At 64.6% G+C, this 12,879-nt stretch carries 13 protein-coding genes; 10 read left to right on the top strand and 3 right to left on the bottom strand.

All coding sequences use genetic code 11. From position 1 onward, the window contains the following. Positions 1-178: 178 nt before the first annotated feature. Positions 179-3,142: an excinuclease ABC subunit UvrA gene (gene uvrA / locus QMX78_RS16195; RefSeq protein ID WP_282271442.1), complete on the top strand. Its 2,964-nt coding sequence runs from the start codon at positions 179-181 to the stop codon at positions 3,140-3,142. Next, on the top strand, positions 3,139-3,546 hold the full coding sequence (locus tag QMX78_RS16190) for a thioesterase family protein (protein WP_282271440.1): 408 nt from the start codon (positions 3,139-3,141) through the stop codon (positions 3,544-3,546). Before uvrA ends, QMX78_RS16190 begins: the two co-directional genes overlap by 4 nt. Positions 3,547-3,802: 256 nt before the next feature. On the opposite strand, the gene QMX78_RS16185 is transcribed toward QMX78_RS16190, so the two are convergent. After that, entirely contained in the window at positions 3,803-4,336 is a 534-nt protein-coding gene (locus QMX78_RS16185) for a carboxymuconolactone decarboxylase family protein (RefSeq protein WP_282271438.1), read from the bottom strand. A 116-nt stretch (positions 4,337-4,452) separates the two neighbouring features. Here QMX78_RS16185 and QMX78_RS16180 point away from each other — a divergent pair, with 116 nt between their 5' ends. Continuing rightward, positions 4,453-5,316 carry an AraC family transcriptional regulator gene (locus QMX78_RS16180; protein ID WP_282271436.1) on the top strand — a complete coding sequence of 288 codons (864 nt, stop codon included), beginning with the start codon at positions 4,453-4,455 and terminating at the stop codon, positions 5,314-5,316. On the opposite strand, the gene QMX78_RS16175 is transcribed toward QMX78_RS16180, so the two are convergent. Beyond that, complete coding sequence (locus QMX78_RS16175; RefSeq protein ID WP_282271434.1) at positions 5,317-5,760, bottom strand: copper chaperone PCu(A)C; 444 nt, start codon at positions 5,758-5,760, stop codon at positions 5,317-5,319. A 36-nt stretch (positions 5,761-5,796) separates the two neighbouring features. Between QMX78_RS16175 and QMX78_RS16170 the strand changes: the two genes are divergently transcribed. The 4 genes from QMX78_RS16170 (at position 5,797) to QMX78_RS16155 (ending at position 9,424) form a co-directional block, all read left to right on the top strand. Then, the gene (locus QMX78_RS16170; RefSeq protein ID WP_282271432.1) at positions 5,797-6,579 is read left to right on the top strand and encodes an enoyl-CoA hydratase/isomerase family protein; all 783 of its coding nucleotides are present in this window, start codon (positions 5,797-5,799) and stop codon (positions 6,577-6,579) included. Positions 6,580-6,696: 117 nt separating this feature from the next. Continuing rightward, on the top strand, positions 6,697-7,593 hold the full coding sequence (gene tesB / locus QMX78_RS16165) for an acyl-CoA thioesterase II (protein ID WP_282271430.1): 897 nt from the start codon (positions 6,697-6,699) through the stop codon (positions 7,591-7,593). A 3-nt stretch (positions 7,594-7,596) separates the two neighbouring features. Further along, positions 7,597-8,148, top strand: a complete 552-nt coding sequence (locus QMX78_RS16160) for a pathogenicity-like protein (RefSeq protein WP_282271428.1) — start codon at positions 7,597-7,599, stop codon at positions 8,146-8,148. Between the two features lie 61 nt (positions 8,149-8,209). Continuing rightward, positions 8,210-9,424, top strand: a complete 1,215-nt coding sequence (locus tag QMX78_RS16155) for a sigma-70 family RNA polymerase sigma factor (RefSeq protein ID WP_282271426.1) — start codon at positions 8,210-8,212, stop codon at positions 9,422-9,424. A gap of 66 nt (positions 9,425-9,490) precedes the next feature. Here the strand turns inward: QMX78_RS16155 and QMX78_RS16150 are convergent, their stop codons facing one another. Then, positions 9,491-10,075, bottom strand: a complete 585-nt coding sequence (locus QMX78_RS16150) for an EF-hand domain-containing protein (protein WP_282271423.1) — start codon at positions 10,073-10,075, stop codon at positions 9,491-9,493. Positions 10,076-10,225: 150 nt separating this feature from the next. Between QMX78_RS16150 and QMX78_RS16145 the strand changes: the two genes are divergently transcribed. The 3 genes from QMX78_RS16145 (at position 10,226) to QMX78_RS16135 (ending at position 12,780) form a co-directional block, all read left to right on the top strand. After that, entirely contained in the window at positions 10,226-10,987 is a 762-nt protein-coding gene (locus QMX78_RS16145; RefSeq protein ID WP_282271421.1) for an arginyltransferase, read from the top strand. A gap of 120 nt (positions 10,988-11,107) precedes the next feature. Then, positions 11,108-11,482, top strand: a complete 375-nt coding sequence (locus QMX78_RS16140) for a hypothetical protein (protein ID WP_282271419.1) — start codon at positions 11,108-11,110, stop codon at positions 11,480-11,482. Between the two features lie 104 nt (positions 11,483-11,586). Next, entirely contained in the window at positions 11,587-12,780 is a 1,194-nt protein-coding gene (locus tag QMX78_RS16135) for an endonuclease/exonuclease/phosphatase family protein (RefSeq protein WP_282271417.1), read from the top strand. Positions 12,781-12,879: the final 99 nt, after the last annotated feature.

The following is a 12,879-nucleotide window of genomic DNA, read 5'->3' as shown; positions in this document are numbered from 1 at the left end:
GGCCTGAACCCCGGTTCAGGCCCGCAGCCGGCATCCGGCCCACTGGCGGGAAACAGCACTGGCAAAACTGGCAATTGCCCCCAAATCACAAGGCCGCTAGGCTGATTGACTGCCGTCAGCGACGCCCCCACACCTCCTGCTACCGGCCCAGCCGGCAGCAGTCCAAATCGGATTTCCCATGGCGATGGATTTCATCCGCATCCGCGGTGCGCGGACGCACAACCTCAAGAACATCGACCTCGACCTGCCCCGCGACAAACTGATCGTGATCACCGGCCTGTCCGGCTCGGGCAAGTCCTCGTTGGCATTCGACACCATCTATGCCGAGGGCCAGCGCCGCTATGTGGAGTCGCTGTCGGCGTATGCGCGGCAGTTCCTGAGCGTGATGGAAAAGCCCGACCTGGATCATATCGAAGGCCTGTCGCCGGCGATCTCCATCGAGCAGAAGTCGACCTCGCACAACCCGCGTTCGACCGTCGGCACCATCACCGAGATCTACGACTACCTGCGCCTGCTCTACGCCCGCGTCGGCAGCCCGCGCTGCCCCGACCACGGCTACCCGCTGGAAGCGCAGACCGTCAGCCAGATGGTCGACCAGGTGCTGACCCTGGATCCGGAGCAACGCTACATGCTGTTGGCGCCGGTCATCCGCGATCGCAAGGGCGAACACGCTCAGGTCTTCGACCAGCTGCGTGCGCAGGGCTTCGTGCGTGTACGTGTTGACGGCGAGCTGTATGAAATCGATGAAGTGCCGGCACTGACCCTGCGCCAGAAGCACACCATCGAGGCCGTGGTTGATCGTTTCCGCCCGCGCGAGGATATCAAGCAGCGCTTGGCCGAAAGCTTTGAGACCGCGCTCAAGCTGGGCGATGGCATGGCCACGGTGATGACCCTGGATGCCGCCGACAGCACCCCACAGCTGTTCTCCTCCAAGTACAGCTGCCCGGTCTGCGATTACGCGCTACCCGAGCTGGAACCGCGCCTGTTCTCGTTCAACTCGCCGGTCGGCGCCTGCCCGGGTTGCGATGGCCTGGGCGTGGCCGAGTTCTTCGATCCGAACCGCGTGGTCGTGCATCCGGAGCTGTCGCTGGCCGCGGGCGCGGTGCGCGGCTGGGACCGTCGCAATGCCTATTACTTCCAGCTGATCGCCTCGCTGGCCAAGCACTACAAATTCGATGTGGACGCCAGCTGGCAGTCATTGCCGGACAACGTGAAGCAGGCCGTGCTGTACGGCAGCGGTGAAGAGCAGATCACCTTCACCTATTTCACTGAGGCCGGTGGCCGCAACCAGCGCAAGCACCGCTTCGAAGGCATCATCCCCAACCTTGAGCGCCGTTACCGCGAGACCGAATCACCGGCGGTGCGCGAGGAGCTGGCCAAGTACATCAGCTCGCGGCCATGCCCGGAGTGCAAGGGCGCGCGTTTGAACAAGGCCGCGCGCAACGTGTTTGTCGCCGACCGCCCGCTGCCGGAAATCGCGGTACTGCCGATCGACGAAGCCAAGCGCTTCTTCAGTGAGCTGAGCCTGCCCGGCTGGCGTGGCGAGATCGCCACCAAGATCGTCAAGGAAATCGGTGAGCGACTCGGCTTCCTGGTCGACGTCGGCCTGGATTACCTCACCCTGGAGCGCAAGGCCGACACCTTGTCCGGCGGTGAAGCACAGCGTATCCGCCTGGCTTCGCAGATCGGTGCCGGCCTGGTCGGCGTGATGTACGTGCTCGACGAGCCATCCATCGGCCTGCACCAGCGCGACAACGAGCGCCTGCTCGGCACCCTCACCCGCCTGCGTGATCTGGGCAACACGGTGATCGTGGTCGAACACGACGAAGACGCGATCCGGCTGGCCGATTACGTGGTCGATATCGGCCCGGGCGCTGGCGTGCACGGCGGCGAAATCGTCGGCCAGGGCCAGCTGCAGGACCTGCTGGATGCACCGCGCTCACTGACCGGCCAGTACCTGTCCGGCAAACGCCAGATCGAGATCCCGGCGCGCCGCCACAAGCCCAACCCGAAGATGACGCTCCGCCTGCGTGGCGCCAGCGGCAACAACCTGAAGAACGTGGATCTGGATATTCCGTCCGGCCTGCTGACCTGCGTGACCGGCGTGTCCGGCTCGGGCAAATCGACGCTGATCAACGACACCTTGTTCTCGCTGGCTGCCAACGAGATCAACGGTTCTTCGCACCCCATTGCCAAGTACAAGAGCGTCGAGGGGCTGGACCTGTTCGACAAGGTCGTCGACATCGACCAGTCACCGATCGGCCGCACCCCGCGCTCCAATCCGGCAACCTACACCGGCCTGTTCACTCCACTGCGTGAGCTGTACGCACAGGTGCCGGAAGCGCGTGCGCGTGGTTATTCGCCAGGCCGTTTCAGCTTCAACGTGCGCGGCGGCCGCTGCGAAGCCTGCCAGGGCGATGGTCTGATCAAGGTGGAAATGCACTTCCTGCCGGACGTGTATGTGCCTTGCGACGTCTGCCACGGTAAGCGCTACAACCGCGAGACGCTGGAGATCCTCTACAAGGGTTTCAACATCAACGACGTGCTGGAAATGACTGTCGAAGATGCGCTGCGCCTGTTCGAGCCGGTACCGTCGATCGCACGCAAGCTGGAAACGCTGATGGACGTCGGCCTGAGCTACATCAAGCTGGGCCAGAGCGCGACCACGCTGTCCGGTGGTGAAGCGCAGCGCGTGAAGCTGTCCAAGGAACTGTCGCGCCGCGATACCGGCCGCACCCTGTACATCCTCGACGAGCCGACCACCGGCCTGCACTTCCACGACATCGAGGCCCTGCTCGGCGTGCTGCACAAGCTGCGCGACGAGGGCAACACCGTGGTGGTGATCGAGCACAACCTGGACGTGATCAAGACTGCCGACTGGATCGTCGATCTCGGTCCGGAAGGCGGCCATCGCGGCGGCACGGTGCTGGTCACCGGCACGCCGGAAGACGTGGCGGCACATCCGGATTCCTACACCGGCCAGTTCCTGGCCAAGATGCTGCCCTCGACCAGCGCGCGCCCGGAACAACCGGCGGCCGTGGCAAACAAGCCTGATGCGCGCCCGCCGCGCAAGGAAAAGCCGGCCAAGAAAGCAGCAGCCAAAAAGGCTGCCGCCCCCGCCAAGAAGAAGGCTGCAAAATGAGCAACGAGCACAAGCAACTGGCCCGCGTACCGATCAGCGTGCGCTGGCGTGACATGGATTCGATGGGCCACGTCAACAACGCCAAGTACGTTTCGTATCTGGAAGAGGCGCGCGTACGCTGGATGCTGGGCGTGGAAGGCGTGTCGATGACCGACCGCATCGCGCCGGTGGTGGCCAATACCAACATCAACTACCGCCTGCCGATCGTGTGGCCGAACGACATCGTGGTCGAGTTGTTTGTCGAGCGCCTGGGCAACAGCAGCGTGACCATTGGTCACCGCATCGTTGACCAGAAGGACGACAGCAAGCTGTATTCGGACGGCAATGTGGTGGTGGTCTGGATGGATACGCAGACCGGCAAGAGTGCGCCATTGCCGGAGGCTGTTCGGGGTGCTTCGAGCTGATCTGCGCAGCAGACACTGCAGACGGCAGTGAAGCCTGACACCTCCCTTCTCCCGCAAGCGGGAGAAGGTGGCCCGAAGGGTCGGATGAGGGGAGCTTTTAGAGCTTTTAGAGCTTTTAGAGCTTTTAGAGCTTTTAGAGCTTTTAGAGCTTTTAGAGCTTTAAAGCGCCCTCACCCCAACCCCTCTCCCGCACGCGGGAGAGGGGCTCAAGCTGCAGTTGCAGGCATCGTGGGCACCTGCCCGCGTTCGCATCGCATTACTTCAACGCAACCTTCGGAAAATCCACCGGCACATCCAGCGCCACGTTGATGTAGTTGGTGAACAGGTTCAACGCCACATGGGCAAGAATCTCGACGATCTGTTCGTCACCGAAGCCCACGCTACGCAGCTCCGCCACATCGGCATCGTCCAGCTGCGCACGCTGCTCCACTACTTTCAGCGCGAAGCGCAATCCCGCCGCGGTACGCGCGTCTTCTGACTGGCCCGACTGTGCCGATGCCATTTCAGCGGCGGTAGCGCCTGCCTTCTGACCAAACACGGTATGCGCCGCCAGGCAGTACTCGCAGCGGTTGCGGTTGGCGATGGCGACGGCGATCTGCTCGCCGAGCTTGCTGCCAAGGCTGCCCTTGCCCAGCGCTCCAAACGCAGCCCACATGCTCTGCAATGCAGCCGGGGAGTTGGACACTGCCTTGAACATGTTCGGCGTCGCGCCGAAGGCCTGGTGGATCTGCGCCAGCAGCGGCTGGCTGGCGGTGGGGGCGGTCCGGGTTTCCAGATTGATGCGTGACATGGTGATCTCCTGATCGGTTGGGGTGGTTGCCGGGCCATCAGCCCGTGAAAGAAGTATCCCGCCCGAATCGGAACCATTTGATACGATCAGTCCATCAAACAAACCAATTGATACAGATGAACAGCCTTCCGCCCGTGGATCGCCTGGCCGGCGTCCTGGAGAACTTCCGCTTCCAGGCCCAACTGTTCCACTCCGGCCCGCTATGCGGACTGACCAGCTTCGATGCGGGCGAAGGCCACGCCTACCTGCACGTACTGCGGCGTGGTCAACTCGAGGTCAGCCATCCCGGCAGCCGCGATATCCCTGCCTCGATGCACTTCGAGGAACCGACGCTGCTGTTCTATCCGCGCCCGTTCAACCATCGCTTCCACAACCCACCGCGCGAGGGCGCTGACTTCACCTGTGCACGCCTGGACTTCGATGGCGGTATCGCCCATCCGCTGGTGCGTGGCCTGCCCTCGCTGATCGCGTTGCCGCTGGCACGCATCCCCGGCCTGGCAATGACGCTGGAACTGCTGTTCAACGAGACCGACAACGTCCGCTGCGGCCAGCGGCTGCTGACCGATCGCCTGTTCGAAGTCGTGGTCATCCAGCTCCTTCGCTGGCTGCTGGATCATCCGCAGGAAGCAGGAATACCCGCCGGCTTCATCACCGGGCTGTCGGATCAGCGTCTGTCGCGCGCCTTGGCCGCCATGCACGATCGTCCCGGCGAGAGCTGGACACTGGGCAGCCTCGCCGAACAGGCAGGCATGTCGCGCACCGCGTTTGCCAACAGTTTTCGCGACATCGTCGGACAGACACCGTTGGACTACCTCACCGATTGGCGCATCGCACTGGCCCAGCGCCGGCTGCGGCAAGGCCGGCCGATCAAGACGCTGGCCGACGAGCTGGGCTATGCCAATGCCTCGGCGCTATCGCGGGTATTCACCGCCAGAACCGGGATGTCCCCGCGCGAGTGGTTGAAGCAGACCGACGCCTGATCAGCGCGCAGGCGCCTCGCGTCGTACCTGCAGCATCCCGTCGACCTTGGTTCCATCTTCCAGGCTCAGCCGCAATGGCAACTGCGCGCCTTCTGTCAGCGGTACTTCCGGTTGCATCAGCATCAGGTGCAGACCGCCGGGCTTCAGCTCGGCAACTGCCCCGGCAGCAATCGGCAAGCGTTCGATCTCGCGCATCCGGCTGACGCCTTCCGTGACCGTGGTTTCATGCAGCGACACATCGCCAAACGCCTTGCTGCCCGCGCCCACCACAACCACCTCGTTGGCGCAGCCGTTGCGGATGCGCGCAAAGCCCGCCGCCATCCGCGTCGCCGCCGGCGTCAGCCGCACCCAACCCTGTTCCACAAGCACGCAGGCCGGTGCTGCAGCCGAAGCCTCGAACGCACACAAGGCCAACAGTACGCACACGAATGGTTTGGTTATCATCAGGTCACGATTCCTTGCCGCACGAGAACCCGCAGCATGACCACGCTCATCGAAGTGATCAACCATGGCCCCATCCGTGAACTGCGCCTGGCGCGGCCGCCAGTCAACGCGCTGGATACCGAACTGTGCCGTGCCCTGATTGCCGCCGTCACCCTGGCCATGACCGACGACGTGCACGGCATCGTGCTGTCCGGCAGCGAGCGCATCTTCACCGGCGGCATGGACGTCCCGCACCTGCTCTCGCATGGCGATGACAAGCGCAAGCTGATGGACAGCTGGCAGGCGTTCTTCGGCGCTGCACGGGTATTGGCTGAAAGCCGCGTGCCGGTGGTAGCCGCGCTGACCGGCCACTCGCCGGCCGGAGGCTGCGTGCTTGCACTGTGCTGCGATTACCGGGTGATGGCACGCAGCGCCGACCCGGCAAAACCCTATGTGATCGGCCTGAACGAAGTACAGGTCGGCCTGGTCGCGCCGGAAGGCATCCAGCGGCTGATGCGCCGCGTGGTCGGCCACCATCGCGCCGGCGTGTTGTTGACCGGCGGCCAACTGGTCAGCGCCGAACGCGCCCTGGAAATCGGCCTGGTCGATGAACTGGCCGATGGTGCGCCACAGGTGGTCGAACGCGCCATCGGCTGGCTGCAGGCCCAACTCAAGCTGCCGGCGCAGCCGATGCTGCAGACCCGCGCCATCGCCCGCGCCGACCTGCACGAGGCCATGCAGGCCGAGCACATCCAGCTGGAACGCTTTGTCGAGGCGTGGTTCTCGCCGGATGCGCAGGGCGCGTTGCAGGCCTTGGCGGCTCGCCTGGGCAAGAACTAGGGATTCGGGAGCTGGGATTGGGGATTGGCAACGGCGGCATGCCGGGTGCTGACCTGCCTGCATTGCCCCGTCCCCGCTCGCCTATAATCGCGGCCTGTCGAAAAGAAGGCCGCCGCCTTGTCCAACACGCCTGAACCCGTGGTCTCCGAACTGATTGACCTGCTGTCGCTGGAGCGGCTGGAGGACAACCTGTTCCGCGGCCAGAGCCGCGATATCGGCACCAAGTACGTGTTCGGCGGGCAGGTGCTGGGGCAGGCGCTGGCCGCCGCCCAGGCCACGGTCGAGAACGGCCGTCACGTGCATTCGCTGCACGCTTATTTCCTGCGTGCCGGCAACATCGACCACCCCATCGTCTATGACGTGGACCGTACCCGCGATGGCGGCAGCTTCTCGGTGCGCCGGGTCACCGCCATCCAGCACGGCAAGGTGATCTTCTTCTGCGCGGCCTCCTTCCAGCAGGCCGAGCGTGGTGCCGAACACCAGCACAAGATGCCGGATGTGCCGCAGCCCGAGGACATCGAGCCGAGCCGTCCGCTGCCGGCCGATGTGCTGGAGCGTTTGCCGGTGAAGGTGCAGCGCTGGCTTTCGCGCGGCGGTCCGTTCGAATTCCGCCACGTCTATCCGCGCGACGAACTGAACCCGCCCAAGCGCCCGCCCTATCACCAGGTGTGGCTGCGCTTGAACGAGAAGATCGGCGATGCGCCGGAGCTGCACCAGGCGCTGCTGGCCTACGCCTCCGACTTCCATCTGCTCGGCACGGCCACCTTCCCGCACGGCATCAGCTACTACCAGCCGCATGTGCAGATGGCCTCGCTCGACCATGCGATCTGGTTCCACCGCCCGTTCCGCGCCGACGACTGGCTGCTGTACTCGCTGGACAGCCCCAGCGCGCAGGACTCGCGCGGCCTGGCGCGTGGCCAGTTCTATACCCGCGATGGCGTACTGGTCGCCAGCACCGCACAGGAAGGCCTGATCCGCGTGACCCCCGACGACAACGAAGCGAGCAAGGGCTGAACCATGCGCAAGATTTTCAGCAGCCAGCGCGTCGAGAACGCCGAAGGTGTGGCGGAGATCCTGCGTGATGCAGGCATCGAGGTCCGCGTCACCAACGGTCGCTCGTACCACAGCAAGCGCCGTGGCCAGTTCAGCTATACCGACAAGGTCAACAACGAGAACCTGCCCTCGGTCTGGGTGGTGCATGCCAATGACCAGCCGCGGGCGCGTGAGATCCTGCGCGACAAGCGCCTGCTCGACACCACCCGCCGCGACCATCCCACCGCCGAATACGCCTTCCGCGAAGCACCCGCAGAGGCCGGCAATGGCCGCAGCTGGGCGTGGCGGATCCGCATCGCCCTGCTGGTGGTGATTGCCGGTGTGGCTCTGGTGATCATGATGCGCCATCGCACTGCGCCCGCGCCCGCGCCTGCAGCCACGGCCCCCGCCAACCCGGCACAGGCACAACCGGCCCAGCCGCAACCGGGCGAAGAGGAGTTCCGCGTGCGCATCCAGTCCCAGCCTGACACCCCGCCGACACCGGCACCGGCACCGGCACCGGCACCGGAAAAATAATCGGTCACATCGGGCTTCGGTGCCCGTCCTGTTTGGCAGTACCGTCGAAAAGGCCTGTCCGATGAGCACCGAAACGCTGGAAATCCTGCTGCAGAACGAGCTGCCTGCCGCCCGCCAGGGCTGCACGCAGTCCTATGGGCGCATCGTGATGGCCTGCCAGAACACGGTGACCGCCATCGCCCTGGCCATCACCCGCGATGTGCAGGCCAGCGAGGACATCGCCCAGGAAGCCTTCATCAAGGCCTGGCAGCAGCTCACCCAGCTCAACAACAGTTCCAGCTTCCTGCCCTGGCTGCGGCAGATCACCCGCAACCTGGCCCGCGACTGGCTGCGCGCCAACCGCAACCGTCCGCTCAGCGGCGAGGCTGCGGAAATCGCCATCAGCATGGCCGCCGACCCCTCGCCCAACGGTGTCGACGCGATGGCGCGGGTGGAGGAAGAACTGGTCGCCGAGGAAATCATCTCGGCCCTGCCCGAGGACAGCCGCGAAGCGTTGCTGCTGTACTACCGCGAAGGGCAGAGTTCGCAGCAGGTGGCCATGCTGCTGGGCCTGAGCGATGCCGCCGTGCGCAAGCGCCTGTCGCGCGCTCGTGCCAGCGTGCGCGAGGAGATGCTCAAGCGCTTCGGTGAATTCGCCCGCAGCTCTGCGCCGAGCGCTGCTTTCGCTGCCTTGGTCAGCTCGGCACTGATGTTGGCAGCCCCTGGCGTCGCCAGCGCTGCGATCATTGCCAGTGGCGCAGGAGTTGCCGGCACCAGTGCTGGCAAACTGGGAATCGGCAGTCTTGGCATCAACACCGCCGGCAGCGGCGCGGCCGCAGGAACACTCGGCGCTACCGTAAATGCACTGTTCCCGAATCCTTTCGATCTATGGATAGTGGCCGGCGCAGTCGTGTTTGGCACGCTCGGGGCCTATCTCACCAATCTCTACCTGCTGCACTATGCCGAGACGCCGGAGGAAACCCAGCGTGTTCGCCGTTTCATGCGCCTGCACACCATCGGCGCCTTCGTGTTCTGCATCTGCGCCATGGCCGGCGTAGTGTTCCGCATGGGTCTGGTTGGCGGACTGCTGACCCTGGCAACAGGCATGGCCGTATTGAACTACCAGTACCTGGTCACGCTGCCGCGCGTGATGGCGCCGATGCTTGCCCGTGATGCGGCTCGCCATGGCCGCAAGGGTCCGTCCTGGATCTATCAGAGCATGTTCGGTCGCAGCGCCGTGGTCAGCGCATCGCTGCTGGCGGTTGCGGCGACGCTGTACGCGCTGCTGCAGCACTGAACTCCAGCAACAAAACACCCCCGCTGTTGCCAGCGGGGGTGTTGTCGATCGGCGCCTTTGTAGAACTTACTTCGCGGCCGGAGCCTGCGGCGGCATCGGGCCGCGCGGGCCACGATGTTCGCGATGACCATCCTTGCGTGCAGCCTGAAGTTCTTCCGGGCTCAACTTGCCATCCTTGTTGGTATCGGCCTTGGCAAACCACTCGGCACGACGCTGCTCGGCGCGGGCCTGCCGATCGGCCTGATCGATGTAGCCATCCTTGTTGACGTCCAGGCGGGTGAAGTTGGCCTGGTACTCGGCGGCACTGATGCGGCCGTCGTTGTCGGTATCGATGCCACGCATGAAGCCGCCATCACGCGGTCCGCGGTGGCCGCCGTGGCGATCACCGCCGTGACGCCCGCCGTGACGCATCTGCGCCATTTCCTCACGTGACAACTTGCCGTCCTTGTTCGTGTCCAACTCGTCGAAACGCTGCGCCAGATGCGGACGGGCCGCTGCTTCCTGGCGATCAACCACGCCATCATTGTTGGCATCCAGGCGCTGCGGCGCCGGGCCGGTGCTGGTCGGCGCGGCCGCGAACACCAAGCCGGTGGCCGAGGTGGCCAGCAGCATCGCCAGCAGGAGGAGTGGTTTGCGGTGGGTCTTGGTCATGGTGTGGCTCCGTGGTGAGGCTGCGGACGCGGCATTGCGTCCTCGCTACGGTCAACGCACCAGCTATCGGCTTGGTTGACCTGCGTGCCGGCCATGTTCATCACGCAGACAGGCGCAGGTTTTGCGACGCGCCACGGCTATGCTGTACGCATGGCAGCCCACGGCGAAAACAACGAAGAACTGCGCCTGTTCCAGACCGGCGAGCATGCTTGCGGCTACTGGCCGGAACGACAGGCACGCGACCTTGTGCTGGACCCCCAGGACGAGCGGCTGGGCGCGCTTTACCCGATGGCATTGACCTGGGGCTTCCGCCGCTCCGGCGATCTGGTCTACCGCCCGCACTGCGAAGCTTGCCGCGCCTGCGTGCCGGTACGCATTCCCGTGGAACGCTTCAACCCGGACCGCAGCCAGCGCCGCTGCCTGACGCACAACGCCGACCTGCAATGCCGGATCCTGCCTGCCGAACGTACCGACGAACAGTTCGCCCTGTATCAGCGCTACCTGTCCCACCGCCATGCCAAGGGTGGCATGGACGAGCATGGCCCACATGAGTTCGACCAGTTCCTGATCGGCAGCTGGTCACATGGCCGCTTCATGGAGATCCGCGCGCCCGGCGTGGCCGGAAAACGCGGCCAGCTGTTGGCTGTCGCGGTCACCGACGTCACCGACCTCGGCCTGTCGGCGGTCTATACGTTCTTTGATCCGGACCAGGAAAAACGCAGCCTGGGCACCTTCGGCATCCTGCAGCAGATCGCCTGGGCCAAACGCAACGGCTTGCCACATCTGTATCTGGGCTATTGGATCAACGGCCACCGCAAGATGGACTACAAGCGCCGCTTCCATCCGCTGGAGTATTTCGACGGCAAGCGCTGGCTGCAGGGCGAACAGGGCCTTGGCAACGATCAACGTTGATTGGGAGGCAGCTCAATGGCGACTTGCGTTGATGCGCATTTAACCGGGATTTATGCAGAATGGGACCGTCATCGCGCATCGTGATGACGCAAGGAAGTATCCATTCAACAGGAGCAATGCGTGAAGACCCAACTACTGATTCTGGCTGCAATTGGCACCTTGGCCCTCGCCGGCTGCAAGAAGGCCGAAACCCCGGCCACCGACGCCCCGGCCGCTGCTCCTGCAGCTGCTGCAGCCGAAGTCACCCCGGCTCCGGCCACCGACACCGTCAAGGCCAGCACCGGCGTTCCGGAATGCGACCAGTACCTGGAAAAGGTCTACGCATGCATCAGCGACAAGGTGCCCGAAGCCCAGCGCGACATGATGAAGCAGGGCATCGAGCAGTCGCGTAGCGCCTGGGCTGGCGTGACCGACAAGACCGAGCTGGCCAACCAGTGCAAGACCGCGCTGGAACAGGCCAAGACCAGCTTCGGCGCGATGGGCTGCACGTTCTAAGCAACGTAACAGCGCCATCCATGGGCGCCCCGCATGCGGGGCGTTCGTGTTTTCGCAGCTTCGCTTTTCGCCTCATCGTCATGACGACGTGAGAAAATCGGCGGATGCGCATCTCAACCCTACTCGCCCCGATGACCCTGCTGTTGGCAGCCTGTTCCACCACACCCAGCGGCAGCGCCAGCGCGCCTGCCCAGCTACGGCTGGCAACCTACAACACCTCCCTGTACTCCGAGGAGGAAGGCGGCCTGATCCGTGAACTGCAGGGCGACAGCGCGCACGCGCGCAAGATCGCTGCTGTGCTGCAGCAGACGCGGCCGGATCTGGTCCTGCTCAACGAATTCGATTTCGACGACGCCCATCGCGCCGCCGACCTGTTCCAGCAACGCTACCTTGAAGTCGCCCAGCCCGGCGGCGGCGAAGCGCTCAAGTACCCGTATCGCTACCTGGCACCGGTCAACACCGGCGTGCCCAGCGGATTGGACCTGGACAACAACGGCACCGTCGGCGGCAAGGGTCGCGAGCGCGGCAACGACGCCTGGGGCTACGGCCTGCACCCGGGCCAGTACGGCATGCTGGTGCTGTCCAAGTACCCGATCGACGAAGCCGCCGTGCGCACGTTCCAGCTGTTGAAGTGGAGCACGATGCCCGGCGCCTTGCGTCCGATCGAACCGAGTACCGGCAAATCGTTCTGGCCGGACGCGGTGTGGTCGCAGCTGCGGCTCTCCTCCAAGTCGCATTGGGACGTGCCGGTGCGCACACCGCTGGGCACCGTGCATGTATTGGCATCGCACCCCACCCCGCCAGTGTTCGACGGCAAGGAAAAGCGCAATGCCGCCCGCAACCACGACGAACTGCGGCTGTGGAAGGAATACCTGGATGGCGGCGACAAGCCGTGGTTGTGCGATGACAAGGGTAGCTGCGGCGGTTTGGCTGCCGATGCACGCTTCGTCATCGTTGGCGACTTGAATAACGATCCGGCCGATGGCGACGGCCGCCACGACGCCATCCTCGAACTGCTGGAACACCCGCGCGTGCTGCGCTACCCGACGCCGACCAGCGTCGGTGCCGAGCAGACCAGCCTGGCCTACGCGGAGAAAGGCATCGTCCGCCGCGGCGCGCCGCAGCACGCCACCGGCGACTTCGGCCCGCGCTCGGGCACGATGCGTCTGGACTATGTACTGCCGTCCACCGGCCTGAGCTACATCGGCAGCGGCGTGTTCTGGCCCGCCAACGACAGCCCGGAAGCGAAGATCGCCGACGGCAGCGACCATCACCTTGTCTGGGTGGATGTGAAGTAAAAAAAACGCCGGCTAAGCCGGCGTTTTTTTTGTGTCTGGATTTTGTAGGAGCGGCGTAAGCCGCGCAGCGTGTACACCATCAGATGGCGATGCCTTCCG

The organism is Stenotrophomonas sp. PS02298 (assembly GCF_029959445.1).
Taxonomy (GTDB): domain Bacteria; phylum Pseudomonadota; class Gammaproteobacteria; order Xanthomonadales; family Xanthomonadaceae; genus Stenotrophomonas.
Note: the sequence above shows the minus strand (reverse complement) of the source record. Positions and strands in the feature narration are given on the sequence as shown.

What these genes read in the sequence shown, in the direction of transcription:
- QMX78_RS16150 (WP_282271423.1), bottom strand. Translation starts at nt 10,075, where the DNA reads ATGACCAAGACCCACCGCAAACCACTCCTCCTGCTGGCGATGCTGCTG.
- QMX78_RS16180 (WP_282271436.1), top strand. Translation starts at nt 4,453, where the DNA reads ATGAACAGCCTTCCGCCCGTGGATCGCCTGGCCGGCGTCCTGGAGAAC.
- QMX78_RS16160 (WP_282271428.1), top strand. Translation starts at nt 7,597, where the DNA reads ATGCGCAAGATTTTCAGCAGCCAGCGCGTCGAGAACGCCGAAGGTGTG.
- uvrA (WP_282271442.1), top strand. Translation starts at nt 179, where the DNA reads ATGGCGATGGATTTCATCCGCATCCGCGGTGCGCGGACGCACAACCTC.
- QMX78_RS16185 (WP_282271438.1), bottom strand. Translation starts at nt 4,336, where the DNA reads ATGTCACGCATCAATCTGGAAACCCGGACCGCCCCCACCGCCAGCCAG.
- QMX78_RS16190 (WP_282271440.1), top strand. Translation starts at nt 3,139, where the DNA reads ATGAGCAACGAGCACAAGCAACTGGCCCGCGTACCGATCAGCGTGCGC.
- QMX78_RS16175 (WP_282271434.1), bottom strand. Translation starts at nt 5,760, where the DNA reads ATGATAACCAAACCATTCGTGTGCGTACTGTTGGCCTTGTGTGCGTTC.
- QMX78_RS16170 (WP_282271432.1), top strand. Translation starts at nt 5,797, where the DNA reads ATGACCACGCTCATCGAAGTGATCAACCATGGCCCCATCCGTGAACTG.
- QMX78_RS16155 (WP_282271426.1), top strand. Translation starts at nt 8,210, where the DNA reads ATGAGCACCGAAACGCTGGAAATCCTGCTGCAGAACGAGCTGCCTGCC.
- QMX78_RS16145 (WP_282271421.1), top strand. Translation starts at nt 10,226, where the DNA reads ATGGCAGCCCACGGCGAAAACAACGAAGAACTGCGCCTGTTCCAGACC.
- QMX78_RS16135 (WP_282271417.1), top strand. Translation starts at nt 11,587, where the DNA reads ATGCGCATCTCAACCCTACTCGCCCCGATGACCCTGCTGTTGGCAGCC.